This window comes from Mycoplasma sp. 246B (assembly GCF_054353935.1).
Genome location: NZ_JBTHHM010000001.1, coordinates 205,444 through 224,530, shown reverse-complemented (window position 1 = coordinate 224,530; position 19,087 = coordinate 205,444). Strand labels below are relative to the sequence as shown.

Here is a 19,087-nt window from a genome sequence, read left to right as displayed (position 1 = left end):
AGAAAATATGAAATTTAAACAAAGCGATGACATCGCTGTTATCGGGTTAGGTCGCTTCGGACAGGCCGTTGTTGAAGAGTTAATTAAATTAGGCAAGCAAATTACAATTATCGATACCGACTCAGAACGGTTAAAACTTTATGAAGATGATGCACAAAGGCTTATAGTAGGTGATGCTGCGGAAACAAAATTGCTAAAAGCAATTGGTGTAGAAAAAATCGGAACAATCGTTGTTGCTGTCCCTGATAATATCGAAATCATTGCAGCCTTATTAGAATTAAAAGTTAAAAACATTATCGCTCGCGCTGTAAGTCGTCGTCACGCAAGGGTGCTAAGACAAATTGGTGTTAGTGCAATTTTGCGGCCTGAACAAGAAGCCGGAATCCGTGCTGCATTAATTGCATCAAATGAAAAATTTATTTTATATAGCAAGAATCTACAAGAACTCGGTGATGGTTTTGTGTTAGGAAACTCTGTAATTAAAAACAAAAGTATTTGTAATATACCAATTCGTGATCTAAATTTAAACAAATGAGAAATAACAATCGTGTTAATTAAAACCCAACAAAAGAAAATTAGACCAACTGCTGATACTGTCTTACATGAAAATGATACAGTTACTGTTATCGGTGAAATAGAAAATGTTACTGCTGCCTTTGAATGATTTAATAACCAAAACTAAAATTATTTTCCACATTGATAAAATGTGGAAAATTTTTTCACAAATTTTTTAACACCTATTTTTAAATATACATAAAAATAGGTGTTTTCTTTTGTTTTAGTCAAAACAAAATTGATTAAGAAACTAAAAAGATAAAAAATATTAAAATTTTATTTATAAGTGGTGGTAAATAGTGGTAGAATTTTATTAGATAGTGGGAGGACGTGGTAATGGTTGGACAACATACAAGAAACCTAGATGACAAAAACCGTGTTATCTTACCTCCAGTCTTTCAAGAACAGTTGGGTAATCAATTTATGGTTAGCATCGGTTTTGATGGTAATGCCGAACTACGCAGTATTGAAGAATTTGATAAATACCGTCAAAATATTGAATCAAAAAGCTTCTTTAATAAGGATGTGAGAAAGGTAACTAGATTTATTCTTGGTAATTCCTTTTTAGCCACACTAGATTCAGTGGGTCGTTTTAGCATCCCGAAAAAAATTACTACTGATCTTGCTATCAAAAAAGAAATAACATTTGTGGGTATGGGTTCGCTTGTTGAAATTTGAGCTAAGGAAAAATTTGATGCAGAAAATGCTGAAATATCACTTTCAGATATGTCGGCATTAGCAGAAAAAATTTCGCTGCTATAATGACAAACTTACATTATTCTGTACTCCTTAATGAAAGCATCGAATCCTTGCACATAGATAAAAATGGAATATATATCGATTTAACCCTTGGAATGGGTGGTCACTCAGAAGCGATATTAAAGCAACTTGAAAACGGACACTTGTATGCTTTTGATAAAGATGACTATGCTATTAAGATAGCATCTGAACGTCTTAAAAAAGTATCGAATAACTTCACGATAATCAAAAGTGATTTCAAAGATATAAAATCAAGATTATCGGATTTAGGTGTTTATTCAGTTGATGGAATTATTGCTGATTTAGGTGTTTCATCTCCACAAATCGATCAAGGTCACCGTGGATTTAGCTACAACAAAGATGCAATTTTAGATATGCGTATGAATCAAGATCAACAATTAACTGCTTATAAGGTAGTTAACGAATATAGTGAAAGTGATTTAGTACGGTTGCTATATAAATACGCTGATGTAAAACTTGCTAGTCGGGTTGCGAAAGCCATTATAGCATCGCGTCCTATTGAAACAACACTAAAATTAGTTGATGTGATAAAAAGAGCATATCCTGCTGCATTATTACGTGCTAAAAATCCTGCAAAACCTGTATTTCAAGCAATTCGCATCGAAGTAAACGATGAAATCAACTCTTTAAAAACAATGCTAAAAGATGCCATTAATTTGTTAAAAATCAATGCTTCCTTAGTAATTATCACCTTTCATTCAATTGAAGATAAGGTAGTAAAAGAGCATTTTAATCAACTTTGTAAGTCAAAACTACCAAGCAAATTACCGATTCAAGAACCAAAAGCATTTATTCAAAAACAAATTTTGCCTACTCAAGCAGAAATTCAAATTAATCGACGCTCAAAAAGTGCAAAATTACGTAAATTAACTAAATTAATATAGAAGGAGTTAAAATGAAAATATTTTTAAATTTCAATATTCATCAAAATCATTTTTACTTTTCTTCTATTAAAAATTCAAATAACAACTTTAGCAAAATCGCCGAAGATGTTAAAATCTATTATCAAAAATCCATAATTATTTTAGATTTTATTAAAGATAAAATCAACACTTATACCAAAAAATACAAAAAAGATGATATTTTTATTAATATCAATTTAAAAGATGACTTATTTTTAGAAACTAAATACATCCTTAGTCAAAAGCAAGTTAATACAGATGTTTTAAATGAAAAACCTGAGCAAATTGAAGATTTTATTCATTTGAATACCTTTAACTACCAATATCAAACTTTTTATAATGGTGTTTATAAATACTATGATACTTTTCCAAAAGACAAAGATTATCAAAGTTTGCATCAATTTCAAAGTCAATTATTTCTTAATACAAATAATTTACAATTAAATTCCTTTCTTGTAAAGACATATAAATACTTGACAAATTTAAATAAAAAAAATATTACATACACACTTGCGACCTTTCAACAAATTCTTGCAAGCTCACTTAATCAAGAAAATAACAACCTTTTAGTTAACATATGTGATAGTAATATTTATGTAAGTTTTGTAAAAAATGGCTATATTCTCAATACTATTAACATCGCAATGGGTACAGATGTTATAGTAAATAAGTTTTTAGATCAAAATTTAAGTAAAAAAGTTATTTTTGCAAGAATCAATGAAATTTTATCTTGTGATTCTGGTCAAATTCTCGATGAAATCAACAATGATATATATTCACTTTTGATAAACTTTGTAAATATATTATGTTCAAAAATCAACCAAATTTTAAAATATAATAACAAAGAATTAAAAGTTTGAATTAATAGCAGCAATGACTTATTAACAGACTTTATAACTAAAAAACTTACAGAGCAAATAAACATTGATTCAAAACTACTGAAAGGTTTTTATCAATTAAATTCCATTACCCAAGGTGGTTTTAACTTGATACATAAACTTGATCCAATTATTAAACAGTCAATTATTTTTGCTAATTCATTTAACTATGATGATAGCGGACACTTACAAACCGTTACACGTGAAATTGATTTAACATATATCAAAAATAAAAGTTTTTGACAAAGAATCTTTGCTTTTAAACATTAATGAAAAGTATTAAAATTTTAGATATATGTGGTAGTTTTTGTGAAAACCCAATTTCTTTTCAGCAAAATGATGAAATTGAATATATTGCAATTTTTGCAAATAAACAAGAATTTAGTAAAAGTTCTTGTGAAAGCAAAATACTAATAAAAGAGAATCTAAAAGATAATATTGATGACTTTAGCAGTCATATTGATGCATTAATGTTAAAAAATATACTAGCAGATGCTGAAATTGTGTTAATCAGCAGTTATATAGACAATGTGGGAACTTGGTTAACTCCTGCAATAACAAAATTAGCAAAAATGCTAAACAAATTAGTTGTTTCAGTTATCAAAATACCTTTACAAAATTCATATTTACCTAATATAAAGCAATATTTAGATAAAATCATTGAATGTTCTGATGCATACACTTTTGTATCAACGCAAAAAATACATCATATGTATCCAGACTTTCCAGATCAAGAAATTAATAAAATCGCAAACTTACAATTAAGTTATTTAATTAACTTCTTAAATGAAAATGCGAATAATTCAATAAATCTTGCAAATTTAAAGAAGACGTTAGAGAATTCAGGATTAACTTATATTACTGCTGCAAAAGCATCCGGAAGCAATTTAAGTAGTAAAATAATTAAGAAGTTTTCTACATATAATTTAAATGATTCCCAAATCCAAAATGCTGCAAAAGTTTTTGTAAACATTAAAACAGATGTCAACACAAATAAAGAAATTAGCCGAATAATTTCTGAAATTGTTAAATATTTTAATTTATCTAATGATGTACAAATTATAAAAAATATAGTTTATCAACAAAAATCATTTAGTTTTATAGATGTAAATGTATTTATAAGTGGAATAAATCAAAATTTAGTAAATCGAAATAATTCTCTTGATAATAATATAAAAAATTTACATATAAATGATGTTGAATCTACTGATGCAAAATATTCGCAAGGATTGAAGCAAATAAACTCAGAAAACACAAAAATTATTTCGAATCAAAAAAACTATAATTCAATGTATGATTCATGATTCTCGAAGTCTTAGAAGATAATTATTAATCAGAATTATAGATTGCAAACTAGTAATATTTACTAGTTTTTTTATATAAATAAGCATAATAATATTTATTATATAAAAATAATTAATTATTTAAATTTTTAGTTAAATTGAATTAAAAACAACTAAAAAAAATAAGTAAATTTTGACTAAATTCATATATTCTATTTTATATTATGGTAAATGTTGTAAAATTAATAATATATGAAAAAAAGAACCTGAATTATTATTTTTTATACCATTATAACCTTTGGATTCATTTGATTAAAATGAAAAAATAAAAGTAAAAATCATCAAAAAAATACTATTTACCAAGAAAACAATTTACCATTTAAAATTCAAACATTAATTAATGCATTAAAACAAGAAAATATTATCAAAATAACCAATACACACTACAGAGTTAATATCACTTTAAAAGATACTAAAATAATTGATATACAGTCAATAAAGGCTTTAAAAGGTGTTCGTGGGTTGTTTTTAAAATCTAATTCTATTTCTATCACTTTTGAACAATATACAGCAGCAGTAGCAGATGCTTTAGCAAAATATATCAAGTAGGTACTTATGCAAGAAAACAAATACCAAGTAATTTTAGATAATTTGCTCGATATCTCACAAAATGATGCATCAATTTTTACTAAACTTAGTGAAAATAATTGTGTAGATATTTATAATCTTTTACGTCTTAAAGATTTTAAAGAAGTTTTAAATAAGGAAAAATTTGAGATCAGTTTATTAGATGGAAACTTGATCGATTTTATCGATCAAGTTAAAAATACTTACGATTTTAATTCCTTAAAATCTCTTTTAGAATCAAAAGCAAACAAATATATAAGAACATCTAAGGTAGATTTTAAGGTTAATTTTGAATATGAACAAAAAAATGTGATTAATTTTTTAGAACATATACAACAAAAAGCGATTCGCAAATGAAAAATTTTAGATAATAAAGTAACATCCATTTTGGATGAAACCAATACATGACCGTTACACATCGGATTTTTGTTTGTTTCACTGCGCAAAGATGACAAAGTTATTTATGCGCCAATGTTTTTTAAAGAAGTTCAAATTAAATTTAAAAATACTATTCCTTATTTATTTTCAGATGGAGATATTAAAGTTAATGAAAAACTCATTTTCTTTTTAAACAACTCAGGATTTAACCTTAACATCGATTCTAACTTTGAGAACTTTGAAATTAATGCAATTTTTGAAAAACTAAAAACCGATTGAAACAATTTATTTACCTTACCTAATGATTTATATGATAAATTTACTCCACTTCGCAGTGATTTGATTATTAATGAAAACTTAATGTTTCATAAGGGTATGTTATTAGGGATTTTTCAACCTTGAGGTGGATATTCACGCAATCGGATGAAAGAAATTATTAATAACGATGAAATTAATGATATTTTTAAGGTTGAATTTGATAAAAACAAATATAAAAACAAAGTGATACAACTTCTTAAAAATGAAAATATTTCATTATTTAATGTTGCTAAATCCAATCTTTCACAAGATAAAGCAGTTTTATCTGCATTACAGCAAAATACCATTATCTGAGGGCCTCCTGGAACTGGAAAATCACAGACAATCGTTAATTTAATAACAAATATTTTAATTTATGGTAAAAAAGTTATTGTTGCTTCACAAAAGAAAGCTGCCTTAGATGTTATTAATGAACGTCTTGGAATTTTAAGTAAATTTTGTTTATTTTTACTTAATTATAAAGATGTTAAAAAGAAAAAGTTTTATCAACCTATTCAAGAATACCTTGATATGCTGGAAAATTTTGATTCAAAGCAACAACTACAAAAATATCCAGTAATAAGCCAACAAGAAAGCAGACATATTGTTAATGTAAATAATATCCTGAATCAAGATGGGATAAACCAACTATTTCAAGCATATTACTATTTATACAAATACAAAATGGATGCCGATTTAGAAAATGATCCACAGTTTATTAATGATTTACCAAAAGATATTATTTACCCTTCATCAACCTTACAAGAAGGAAAAGTTGCAAAAAGCATTTTAAAAGAAAATAATAGTTATTTCTTATTTTTTATGAAAAAATATTGAAAGATTCGCGATGTTGCTAAGCAGATCGAAAACAAATTAAGCAACTTTTCAGGAAGTTTATACCGATTAATAAACAATTTTCATTCTATTAAAAATGTTAGTAACTCGGTAAAATACCTAAATCGCATTATCAAAGAATCTAAAAATATCAATTTCGATCAGCAAACATTAAGTGCTGAGATAGTTAAAAACATTACCTTAGAGCGCTATGTAAAGCAAATCAAAGAATTTAACCCACAATTGCAACGATTATATCGTGAATTTTCACAAAGTGTTCGCATCCAAAATCTTGAACCATATCGTTTTGTTAAAAAATATGCTGAAATGATTAAATTAATCTTCCCTGTAATTGTAGCAACACCAGATACAGATTTATCTGCTTGAAATAAAGAAGAATTTGATTATGCAATCTTAGATGAATCTAGTCAAATATTCATTGAAAAAGGTTTACCGATTTTATATTTAGCTAAAACTAAGATATTAGCCGGAGATAAACAACAAATGCGTCCAAGCAACTGATTTGGTTCACGAAATACTGATGATACCATTTTTGGTAAAGTAGATTCACTACTTGATTATGCTTTATCACTAGGAGTGTATCAAATTATTTTAGATAAAAATTATCGTGCTAAAAATGCTGCATTAATGACTTTTTCATCTAAGTACTTTTATCAATCAACCCTCGATGTAGTTGATAATGCATCTGCTAGTGATGAAAATTCAGTTGAAGTATATCAAGTTGATGGAAACTGAGAAGATAATCACAACAAAGTTGAAGCACAAAAAGCATTACAGTTACTTAATTTAAATTTAGATAAATATAATAAAATCATTTTATTAGCATTCAACTCACGACAAAGTGATTATTTAACTAACCTAATTTATTCTTACCATCCAAATTTAGAAGCAGCAATTAATCAAAAAAAACTATTAATCCGCAACATCGAAAATATCCAAGGAGATGAAGCAGACTTAGTAATTGCTACTATTTCATATGATAAATCCACTAAGTTAAATTCTACATATGTTTCACGAAGTGGTGGTTCAAATGCTTTGAATGTTGCTATATCGCGTGCTAAAGAGAAAATGATAGTGATCAAAACTATTAAAGCAGATGATATACAAATTCTGCCAAATTCATCGGATGATTTAATTATTTTTAAAAAATGATTACAGTTTTTAGAAAGGGATGCTGATTCAAAAAGAGAGCTTCTAAAAGAAACATTTGCATCTAAAAAACTTGATTCATCGGTAGAAAACCAAAGTAAAGTAACTTGATTTAAAGAACTTGTGAAGACTGAATTTGAAGATATTATTAAAGGTAAACACAATTATGAATTATTTACCAAATATAACATCGGATCTTTAGACATCGATTTAGTTATTACTAAGAATGAAAAACCTTATAAATGTGTGCTTTTTGACACTTTTGAATACGGAGAAAATGCTATAAATGGATATTTAGCCATCCGCGATAAATATCGCTTCTTAAAGGCTAAAAAATACGATGTTATTGTAATTAATCCAATCAATTGAATTACTATGCAAAATCAAATTAGTTTATGATTTGATTTTGATGAAGTAGTTTCAGAAAACCAACCAACCAATACCTACATTTTAAATAAAACTAATATTTTTGTTGCTACTGATGCTGATATTAAACTTACAAGTTCGCAAAATACCTTGCAGCAAGAGCAAGATACAGAAGTTAAAAAGGTTACACAACAAATTAATTATCATTCAATTGAAGAAGATAAAAATAAGGCAATGATTCTTACATCACTTATCCAAAATGATGATCATTTAGATGCAGAATTACATAAAATTTTTAGTCAGAGTATCCAAACTAATGAAGATATTAAGGAAGAAACAGGAAATCAAACCCTTGATGTCAAAACCGAAGATATTTCAATCCCAGATGATTTAGATGCATCAGTTGCTGTGATTGGTAAAGATGAAGAAGTTGCAGCACCGGTATATTTAAACGTTAATAAGGATATTGAATTTACCGAAAATGAAAGTGATTATTGAGATTCAATCGGGATAAAAGTTGATAAAAAATCAACTTTTGATGATTTAACAACAGATTATTTATATGAAGATCCAAAAGATTGAATTATGAGTAATACTGATGAAATATCTGATGAGCAAACTAAAACTGTGGTAAATGATGACTTTTTAAAAAGTGTGGATGAATTTACCAAAACTGTTGAAATGAAAATAGAACGAAAGGATAAATAATGAACCTTTCTGATGTTTTATCAATACTTTCAAAAAATATTAAACGAAAAATTATTTTGCACTTATTTACCTGTCACGAACAAGAATGCGATGTTTTAACACTTGCTCAAACCTTAAAAAGCAAACAAGCCAATATTTCAAAACACCTTAGCGATCTAAAGAAAAAAAACATCATTGATGCTAACAAAAAAGGTTTATTTACTTATTACTTTTTAAATAAAAAATTTAAAAAGAAATATTTCGATCTTCTTAACATTACACATACATTAAATACTGAAAATGTTGATTGCAAATGCATTAACGATGGACACATCAAATAATGAATCATAAAATTTCTTTATTTTCTATCACCTATGGAACCAGAATTTTATTTCTGGTTACTATTTTGCTAGGTGTTTCTAGCATCATTTTAGAAACATATATGCCTTTATTTGTTAAAGACATCACTGATACAGTTTCTGATGCATTCAAAAACTATGATGATAAATATCACATTGTGCTTAAAAATGCTGCATTATTAGTCTCTTTTGGTATCTTAATCGGTGGTTTCACGATGCTTAGTGCTTATTTAAATGTTATTGCTCGGTATCGTTTTGCAAAGAATTTACGTTTAAAACTTTTTTCCAAAATACAAACTTTTTCTTTTGAAGATATGGATAAATTCTCAACTGGAGTAATTGTAAACCGACTTAATACCGATATTGATAACATTGTAAAGTTGTATGGTATTATGGGCCGACCGTTATTTAGACTACCAATTATGTTTATCAGTTCTTTGGTTTTTGCTATTACACAATCAGGTGTGCTATCAATTATTTTTGCAGTCAGTTTACCATTATTATTTGGATTCTTTTTAATTATGTGAAAATACGGTATCCCAATTTTTTATAAAACATTTAAAAAATCTGATCAATATAATACAAAGTTGCAAGAAAACCTTAATTCTATGAGGCTGATTAAATCATATGTAACAGAAAACCAAGAAGCACAAAACCACGATGCTGTAAACAATCAAATGCGAGATATTAACATCAAAGGTGAAAAGGTTTTTACTTGATATCATATTGTGATTATGAATACCATTTTTATGTCAGTGATTGCTTTAGTTGTTATTGGAGTAAATCAAGTGCTTGCACAAAAAATAAAAATCGGTACTATTACAGCTTTTTCAACTTACATTTGAATGATAACTGGTTCTTTTTTAGGGATTTTAAACATCTCAGGTGAACTGTTTCGCTCCATACCAAGTGCTAAAAGATATAATGAGTTAATTCAGCATCAAGTTTCGATTATTGAAAAAGAAACTTGCATTAATAAAGAAATTTTAGGTGAAATTGAATTTAAAAATGTGTACTTAAAATATCATGGTAACTCTTTCAACTCATTAGAAAACATTAATTTAAAAATTAAGGTAGGTCAAAGCATCGGGATAATTGGTGCTACATCATCAGGAAAAAGTAGCTTGCTTTCTCTGATACCAAGATTTTATGACACAACCGATGGATGTGTTTTAATAGATGGAATTGATGTAAAAGATTATTCTTTTGCTTCGCTTCGCTCTGGTATTTCAGCAGTTTTTCAAGATACATCACTTTTTTCAGGAAGCATTCGTGATAACATCAAATGAGGTAATCCTGATGCCAGCGATGAGCAAATTATCGATGTGCTAAAACAAGTTTGCATCTGAGATTTTGTAGCAAACCAAAAAGAACAATTGGATTATCAAATTTTACAGGGTGGTAAAAATTTATCAGGTGGACAAAAGCAAAGGTTATATTTAGCAAGAGCATTGATTAAAAATCCTAAAATACTACTTTTAGATGACGCAACATCAGCATTAGATGCTAAAACTGAAAAAAGTATTTTATCAGTTTTAAATAACATTAAAACTACCAAAATCATTGTTTCACAAAAAATTGCTTCACTTGCTATTTGTGATCAAATTGTTGTGATTGAAAATGGAATGATAACAAATGTAGGTACTCACAATGAACTTATAAAAACTAATTCATATTATCAGAAACTAAATATGTTGCAAGGTGCTTTAGGAGGTCTTGATGCGAAATAATTTTCATACCTCTTTTGCTAAGCAAGTTCCAAAACTAACAAATAAACAAAAAATTTCTACCTTTAAAAATATTTTAAAACTACTATGAAAAGATAATAAAATAACTTTAATTATTTCACTATTTTTAATCATTATTGGTTCAGGTGGTCTGCTATATAATCAAGTTTTTATCGGAAAAATTATTATTGATGGATTTTTGCATAATTTTTCTGCTAATGCACAAAATTATGCAAAAACATTTAACTATAAATGGTTTTATATTGTTGTTGCTTTATCAGCTGTATGATTTTTTATAACAGTTTTCGCTGGTTTTATCTGAAAAAGATTATTAATTAAAGTTTCGAATCATACATTAACTAAGTTACGTAGCAACTTATATAAGCATATTCAAAGTCTACCCATTGCATTCTTTGATGCTAATTCTAAAGGCGACTTAATGGCTCGCTTTACATCCGATATTGATACATTAAGGGATTTTTTATCTAACTCGCTTCCTAAGGTTATTGATACATTTATCACTTTAAGTGTTTCAGTAGTAGTTATGTTTTCGCTGAATTGAAAACTTGCCTTAATTATGCTTGCAGTGATGTTACTGATTTTAATGTTTTCATATTTTATCGGGATGCAATCTAAAAAAGGATTTATCAAGCGTCAAAGAAGCAATGGTGCTTTATCAGGATTTACTGAAGAAGTAGTATCAAATTTAAAGACATTAAAAATCTTTGGTCAAGAGCAAAATGTTTTAAATGATTATCAAAAATATTCAAATTCTTTATACCAAGACGAACTAAAAGCCCGTGGTTATGCTGATTTGTTGTTTCCGTTTGCAATGTGAGCAGGCAACTTAGGATATATTATTGTAGCTATTTTCGGAGCAATTTTATTGATCAACGGACAAAGCGAAGGTTTTGGATTAAGCGTCGGGGTATTAATTGCATTTACACAGTTTGCTAAAAGTTTTTCTAGCCCTGTTTCTTCTATTTTAGAAATAGCCAATTCGATAATCATCGCATTAGCAGGTGGTAAACGTGTGTTTGATATTCTTAAGCAATCCCCAGAACTCAATCACGGTAACATCCAAGCTGTTAAAGTTGTTTTAAAAAACAACCAATACATCGAATCTGAATCAGATGCAGCATTTTGAGCATATAAATTTACTGATGCATATGGATATTTAACAGGTTATCAAAAAGTTCAAGGAGAGATTGTTTTTGATAATGTGTCTTTTGGATATGATCAAAATATTGCTATAAAAAACATCTCATTTAAAGCAAAAGCAGGAAGTAAAATCGCACTAGTTGGGCCAACTGGCGCTGGTAAAACCACCATCACTTCCTTATTAATACGCTTTTATGAGCAAAATAGCGGGGATATTTATATCGACGGGATTAATATCAAAGAGATTGATAAAAACTCACTACGCAAGGTGATAGGTATGATTTTACAGGATGCATCATTATTTTCTGACACAGTAACCAACAACATAACTTACGGATTCGATACAATTGACCATCAGCAGTTACATAAATCCATTCTTGTCTCAAATTTAACAGAGCATATAGATAAATTAGATGCTAAAGAACACACCTATCTCAAAGATCGTGGCAGCAAACTTTCGCAAGGACAAAAACAACTTATTAGAATTGCAAGGGTTACTTATAAAAATCCACCTATTTTAATCTTTGATGAAGCAACATCGAATATAGATACCTTAACTGAATATCAAATACAAACATCGATGGATAAATTATTGCAAAATCGAACTACTTTTATTATCGCGCATCGATTAAGCACCATTAAAAATGCTGATCTGATATTAGTAATTAATAATGGACAAATTATCGAGCAAGGCAGTCATCAGCAACTGCTACAAAATCAAGGTAAATACTTTCAGTTATGAAATAATTCACAAAAACAAAATATCTAACACTGCTTTGCAGTGTTTTTGAATCAAAAAAAACATCGCAGATGCGATGTTTTTAAAAATTATTGATTTGATTTTTTCTTCTTGTTTTTAAATCAAGTATATCCAAAGGTTGCTATACCGAGAACAAATGCTAATACAGCGATTACAATACCAGCAATTGCTCCACCAGTTGGTCCAGTAGATTTTTCAACAGTTTTTGATGTTTGTGCATTTTTATTATCTTGTGGATTTTGGTCTTTTGGTTTGTTTTCAGAAGTAGGTGGAGTGGTTGTTGATCCACTATTGCCTCCTTCTTGTGGTTTTGAACCATCAGTATTTGATGGGTTATTAGTGCTTCCGCCTTGCTCTGGTTTTTGAGTATCATTATCACCATTTTCTGGTGTATCTGGCTGAGCAGGTAAGGTTGGTTTTGGACTTAATAGTTGTAATACCTTTGATTTAAAGTTTGCTAATTCATTTTCGGTTTTAGCTTCCTTAACTTCTTGCTCTAAGTCTGCTTTCAGTTTTTCGTTTGTTAGTTTATCTAATAAACGTTTGATGCTATTAGATAAAACTTCTTTATTTTTCTTGCTTTGTTGCACTTTATCATTAATTGCATTAATGATTTTAGCTAATGCAGCAGTATCTTTTGCTTTTGCAAGTTGATCTTTAAATTCTTGTTGAACTTCTGAATCTAGGCCTTCGGTCAATGTGACAGCTTGTTTTTTAGCAGTTTCAAGTTTAGTTGGTGAAATTGCTAACATACTTTGTGCATCTTGAATTTGTTTTACATATTTTTGGATATCTGATGCAGTTAACATCGATGGATCATGATTGATTGTTTTAATTTGATTGATTGTATCAAGATATGCTTGATATGAATCATCAGTATAGATTTCATCAGTATTAGCAAGTGGTGTTAATAAATTATCCAATGAAGCAACTAATTCATCTTTTTGAGTTTGTGCATCTTCATTAGCACGATTCATCCGATCTAAAGCTTTTTGTAAATCCTCTAACTTAGCATCTTTGTTGTTTAAAGTTGCTTGTCATTGATCGATTTGTTTTTGTAATTGTTGTGATTGTTGTGGGAATTTTAGAGCATTTTCAGCAATAAATGCTTTTGCTTTAGTAATTGCATCTGCTAGGTTTGTATATGTAGTTCCTAAATCATTTGGTTTTAAACTATCAATTGATTGTTTTACTAATTGGTTAACTTGATAGTAATCAGCAGGGGTTGCTGTTCCAGATTTAATTTTTGAATCAAGTTGTTTCTTTGCTTGCTCTAATTTTGCAAAAGTTAGTGGATCATAGTGACTTGCATCTAATGAATCGATTTTAGTTAAATTATAATCAGAAACTTGTTGATCGAAACTGGTGTATTTTAAAGTAGGTTGCACTTGATCGAATCTATCCTTTAGAGCTTGATAATCAGCTTGTGAATAAAGATTTTGATTCTTTGGATCAATTATTTGTTTTGCACTGGTTAATAACAATTGATATAGTGCATAGTTAGCATCTTGCACATATGAGGTATTAGGAAGTGTAGCATTAATAATATCATTTAATGTTTTAACATTATCTGCTGTTATTTTAAGATCACCTTTTTGTGCATTTTCAATACTTTCTTTGATGTTATTTAAAGTGTTAATTTGTAATTTTGCATTATCTGCAACTAATGCACTAACTTGTTCTTTTAATTTATTTCAACGATCTTGAGCTTCCTTAGTTCAAGCATCAAAGTTTTCTGGTGTCTTATCAACTTGTGTTTTTAATGCTGCTAAGGTTGTTTGCTCGTGGCTATCATCGCTAGAAGTGGTAGGACGCCTTGATGGAGCAAGTTCATAAATAACTGGTTTTTTATCACTTCAATCTATTTGAAAGCCGATGATTTTCTTATTGCTATCTGATTGAGTTAAATCAAAGGTCATATTTGAAAATGCTAATAGTCCAAGTTTTTGTGTTTCTTGTTTTTTAGTATTTTTATCATCAAAGCATCACTGAAATGGTTGCGTTGGTTGCTGATCCATCAGAATATACTAATAAATCCTTACCATCATATGTATTAGGATCAACATAGAATTTTAAGCTTCCATTTTGTGTATCTGGACTTCAGTATGTGTTGTAATTTCCATCTAAGAATTTAACTGGGTAGTTATTTTTATTAGCAGGTAAATAATTAGTTCCATCAAATCTTGGGTCTTTTGGAACATTATCTCAATTATCATTTACTACAATTTCATTGATTTGTACTCCACGAGATAAATTATGATTATTATTATCTAAAAGTATATTAAGACTCTTGGTAAATACTATTTTTACATATCTAACATTCTTGTTAGTTAGTGCAGAAATTTTATCAGCATCAAAATATCTATAATTTGGACGCTGTGGATCTAGTTTTACAATATTTTTAAATTGTGGATATGATAGATTGTTAGTTTGAATATATTGTGGATCTTTAACTTCTGATAACGAAGTAGGATTAGTGCTACTTTCACCTGCTGGTGTACTGTTATAGATTTCATGTCAATCCGAATCAGTATTAGTATTTTTATCAGAAACTAAGATTTTAAAGAATCTTGGATAGTTATAAGTATCTTTATCTACATACATCTTTAATGAATTTAAGGTTACTGTATTTCCTAAATCATAAATGATGTAATCATTTTGAAGTGGATACCCATTATAAATATCATATGTTGATACATTACCATCTATAGCATTACCTGAATAACGAGTATCTTCACCTCAACCGTTAATTGTTTGCACATTTGAACCAATCATTCTTCCGTATGTTTTACTATCTACAACTTTTACATCTAAGCTAGAAAGGGTTGGTTCCTGATTATTTTCACCTGTTGTAGTTGTAGCCTTTTTAATTCTAATGTATCTTGCAAACTTGTTGTTATCATTAAAAGTTCCTGTATATGGATATCATTCGATTCCATTTCTTGATGTTTCTAATGAAACATTATTAGGAATGCTATCTTGTCCGTTTAACTTAATAGTATTAAGTTGATACATTTGCTTTAAGTCTAAGCCAACATATTTATCTGTTGTTAAGTTTACTGGTGTAGTTGATGAAGCACCATCGGAACCAGTTGTTTTACCAACAAATAATCCAAATTCATCCTTATCAACAATTTGTGTAAACAAATTAGTTTTATGACTTGAGTTTTCATCAGTATATAAATATTGATTTCCAGGTCCAAATAAATGGATCGAAACTAATGATAATGGTCCAGAAAATGAAGTATCAGTAGAACGTAATCTGAAAAATTGTGCAAATGCCTTACCACGAATGATTTGGTATCTTTGTGATGGAACTAAGTTACCAAATTTAACTCAAGCACCAGTATCAGATTCAGAACCAGATACATTAGCATCTCAATATTCAATTACACCATTATTTAAATAACTAACTGATGAGTCATTTTTTCCTTGGTCGATAACTACTGATGAAACCTCTGCTGCATTAGCTAATTTAAATTGAATAAATTTATTATTAGTAAAATTATTGATTGAAACACTATTATCAAAAATAGATTTATTTATATTTGAAACATTATCAGTTGTAAAATTTAGTTTATTAGCAGAATCACTTCCGTGGGTTTGGTCATCATGTTGCAAGACTAATGCAGTTGTTCCAGCCCTTGGAGCTGTATCAGTATTAACAACAAATTCATAAATACGGAATCATTTATTTCTACCAGTTCCAGTTTCGGTATCAATCATACGAATGGCACGAACATTTTCTTGGTTTACTGAAATTTTAAAGGTATTTGAAGTTAAAAAACTAGATGTGCTTAAAGTATAAGAGTTATCTGTTGTAGTCGAACCATCAGACGAACTACTTGATTGAGCATTAGGATCCTTAGGTAAATCATTTCATACATCTTTGTTATCTGTATCTAGATGATATTGAATTTTAAATTTAGTGAAATACTCTTCAAAATTATTAGTATTTGTTCCAAATTTAATTTGTAAGTCTTTAACATCGATTGGTTTATCAAATTTAACTCCAAAGTAGTTGTTAGGTAAGATACGATTATTATTTGTTCGATTCGCATCCAATGTATAGACGAATTGTCTTTGGTTATTTAAAGTAAATATTGAACCAGGAATATTTTGTTGAGTATTTGGACTAGTTAAATCGGTAATAATACTCATTCCATTATTTTGTGGGTCTGCAGCAGTTGGAAGTAGTTTTTCTACCTTTGCCAATAGCTGTGGTGTTAATAACGAAGTAAGATTACGGGTAAAGTGTGATCCGATACCAATATCCCTAAATGAAGTTGAATAATAGTTACGACTTTGATATGATAAAAAATAATTTTGCGCTTTTATATAATAATCAACAATTTCTTCATCATCTGGATTAGATTTATTTGCTTCAATATAAGTTAACACAAAGTATTTTTGTGCTTGAAAATAATCCGAAGCAGCTAAAACAAATTCATGAATGGTATCGATAAATTTAGAATGTGATTTGTTTTCTAATAAAATCTGTATTTGTGGAAATAAATAATTTAATTGTGTTAAATAAGTTTGCGCTTCATTTTCATGATAAGTACTAGTTCCATTGCTATTATCACTATTTAAAACATTATAAAAATTTTCTACTGCAGGAGTGATAGCATCACCAGCAAAAAGTGCTTCTGAATAAGTATCTTGAGCAATGTATGCTCCTAGTCTTCTTAAAGCAATTGATTCAGGTGTTTCAAATGCTGTATTATTAGCAATAGCACGAAATGAGGCTTGATATATAAGATCCTTTTCAATTTGTCTACCATCACCTGCTGGTAATATTTTTCAAGTAATGTTAGCCAAATCGAAGAAACCAAATTTTGAAAACTCTGCTTTTTTATTTCCAGTTGATAAAATAAATCCGGTAAATTTACTTGGGTCAACATTAACTGATGTATAAACACCATTATAACCATTTTGAGCATTTGGCCGAATCAATTCCTCAGCAGTTCTTAAATATAATTTATTTGCATCGCGAGCAAAATCATCTGGGTATTCTTTAAAGAAGATCGGTTTAATTTGTTGTCCATCTTGGGTATATTTGTCTACATCGTATTCATTAATGTATTGGTGATCATTAAATTCATCATCTAAAATTAGCGGTTGCACTTCTGATGGAAGCGATGCATAATATGAAATAAATCCTGGTGTTTTAGTAGAAGCACTTTTTTGTAAGCGTGGAGTAATCGCAGATGATCTACCAAAATATCCTTGGAAGATAATATTAGTATCTAAATCAGGATAGGTGCTTTTTAAACTCTTGATTCAAGCAACTAAATCAGTGAATAATTGCACCGTTTTAGGTGATTGCTCACCCATAGACATTAATCCGATTTTACGAACGCCAGCCTTAATTGCTTGTAAGTATTTAGCTTTTAAAAGTGTTAAATTAGCATCATAATTTTCATTGGTAAAATCTGATAAAGCATCTAAGGCAAAAACAAATTTAACATGAGTTTCTTTTGAAACTTTGGCTAATTCTGTAAGTTCATCCAGTTGTGCTTGATTGAGTGGAACCATTCAAGCTTTTTGTGTTTGTTTATCTGTATCTGAATCACCTTCTTTAGTAGTTATTTGATTTTGGTTATTAGCATAAGCTCCAGCTAGTGTTTTATCAGGTTCAAAGATATAAGTATTGATTTTATAGTAGCTTGAAAAGCGCATAATATCAATCATTTCATCTTTAGTCTGATTATGTTCAGCACCATCAAAAACACGGTGTGAGTCCATGAATCCACGGATTTTAACATCAGCATAATCCTTAATAGTAAAGTCTTCTATTTTATATCCATCAAGTTGTTGGAAAATATGTCATAAAGTAGTTGCACCAAAGAAAGCTGCATCTGAATCTTTTGCTAATAATGAAATGTAATTATCTTGTGTTTTAATCACATATGCATCATTTTTTACAAAATTACTTGCTGCAAAATCATCGCTTGAATCTATTTTTGTAATATTGTTATCAACTAAATTATCGTTATCTCCTTGGATACCAACTAGGATGTTGGTTTTTCCACTCACAACACTTCTTGATTCACTTGAAGTAATATGTCTAAAAGCAAGCGCTTCTTGGATACGGTTTTTAGTTGCTGAATCGATTCCGTTTTCATATACTAAGTTAACATCTTGACTAATCAAAGAAGTTTTGTTTTGATACAAAATATTATGAACCATCGGAAAAATAGCATATTCTTGGTGTGAAGAAGCAACTTGTTCACTTTGGTTGCTGGTAGCAGCAGCTACACAAGCAGTTGCTACGGTAGAAGCGCCAAAAAATAATGCTTTAAGTTTAGTTTTCTTCATTA

12 protein-coding genes are annotated in these 19,087 nt (G+C 28.9%); 10 read left to right on the top strand and 2 right to left on the bottom strand.

Features of this window, described 5'->3' with window-relative positions; translation table 4 throughout:
* Positions 1-7 precede the first annotated feature (7 nt).
* The 10 genes from ACXYRR_RS00965 (at position 8) to ACXYRR_RS00920 (ending at position 12,773) form a co-directional block, all read left to right on the top strand.
* A complete protein-coding gene (locus tag ACXYRR_RS00965; RefSeq protein ID WP_435130478.1) occupies positions 8-682 on the top strand; it encodes a potassium channel family protein in 675 nt (224 codons plus the stop codon).
* A 209-nt stretch (positions 683-891) separates the two neighbouring features.
* Positions 892-1,317: a division/cell wall cluster transcriptional repressor MraZ gene (locus ACXYRR_RS00960; protein ID WP_458597347.1), complete on the top strand. Its 426-nt coding sequence runs from the start codon at positions 892-894 to the stop codon at positions 1,315-1,317.
* Complete coding sequence (gene rsmH / locus ACXYRR_RS00955; protein WP_458597346.1) at positions 1,317-2,219, top strand: 16S rRNA (cytosine(1402)-N(4))-methyltransferase RsmH; 903 nt, start codon at positions 1,317-1,319, stop codon at positions 2,217-2,219. Before ACXYRR_RS00960 ends, rsmH begins: the two co-directional genes overlap by 1 nt.
* Positions 2,220-2,230: 11 nt before the next feature.
* Positions 2,231-3,385 (top strand): MAG3720 family protein, encoded by a 1,155-nt coding sequence (locus tag ACXYRR_RS00950; protein WP_458597345.1) that lies wholly within the window; start codon positions 2,231-2,233, stop codon positions 3,383-3,385.
* Positions 3,385-4,434, top strand: coding sequence for an FtsZ/tubulin family protein (locus ACXYRR_RS00945; RefSeq protein ID WP_458597344.1), 1,050 nt, complete (start codon positions 3,385-3,387; stop codon positions 4,432-4,434). The genes ACXYRR_RS00950 and ACXYRR_RS00945 overlap by 1 nt, the downstream gene beginning before the upstream one ends.
* Positions 4,435-4,650: 216 nt before the next feature.
* Positions 4,651-5,007, top strand: coding sequence for a PTS glucose transporter subunit IIB (locus ACXYRR_RS00940; RefSeq protein ID WP_458597343.1), 357 nt, complete (start codon positions 4,651-4,653; stop codon positions 5,005-5,007).
* Between the two features lie 6 nt (positions 5,008-5,013).
* Complete coding sequence (locus ACXYRR_RS00935; RefSeq protein WP_458597342.1) at positions 5,014-8,778, top strand: DEAD/DEAH box helicase; 3,765 nt, start codon at positions 5,014-5,016, stop codon at positions 8,776-8,778.
* Complete coding sequence (locus tag ACXYRR_RS00930; RefSeq protein WP_435130465.1) at positions 8,778-9,098, top strand: hypothetical protein; 321 nt, start codon at positions 8,778-8,780, stop codon at positions 9,096-9,098. The genes ACXYRR_RS00935 and ACXYRR_RS00930 overlap by 1 nt, the downstream gene beginning before the upstream one ends.
* The gene (locus ACXYRR_RS00925) at positions 9,098-10,846 is read left to right on the top strand and encodes an ABC transporter ATP-binding protein (RefSeq protein WP_458597341.1); all 1,749 of its coding nucleotides are present in this window, start codon (positions 9,098-9,100) and stop codon (positions 10,844-10,846) included. Before ACXYRR_RS00930 ends, ACXYRR_RS00925 begins: the two co-directional genes overlap by 1 nt.
* On the top strand, positions 10,836-12,773 hold the full coding sequence (locus ACXYRR_RS00920) for an ABC transporter ATP-binding protein (protein ID WP_458597340.1): 1,938 nt from the start codon (positions 10,836-10,838) through the stop codon (positions 12,771-12,773). The genes ACXYRR_RS00925 and ACXYRR_RS00920 overlap by 11 nt, the downstream gene beginning before the upstream one ends.
* 59 nt (positions 12,774-12,832) lie before the next feature.
* On the opposite strand, the gene ACXYRR_RS00915 is transcribed toward ACXYRR_RS00920, so the two are convergent.
* Together ACXYRR_RS00915 and ACXYRR_RS00910 are read right to left on the bottom strand one after the other, a co-directional pair.
* Positions 12,833-14,782, bottom strand: a complete 1,950-nt coding sequence (locus ACXYRR_RS00915; RefSeq protein WP_458597339.1) for a hypothetical protein — start codon at positions 14,780-14,782, stop codon at positions 12,833-12,835.
* The gene (locus ACXYRR_RS00910; RefSeq protein WP_458597338.1) at positions 14,736-19,085 is read right to left on the bottom strand and encodes a glycoside hydrolase family 20 zincin-like fold domain-containing protein; all 4,350 of its coding nucleotides are present in this window, start codon (positions 19,083-19,085) and stop codon (positions 14,736-14,738) included. The genes ACXYRR_RS00915 and ACXYRR_RS00910 overlap by 47 nt, the downstream gene beginning before the upstream one ends.
* Between the last annotated feature and the right edge of the window lie 2 nt (positions 19,086-19,087).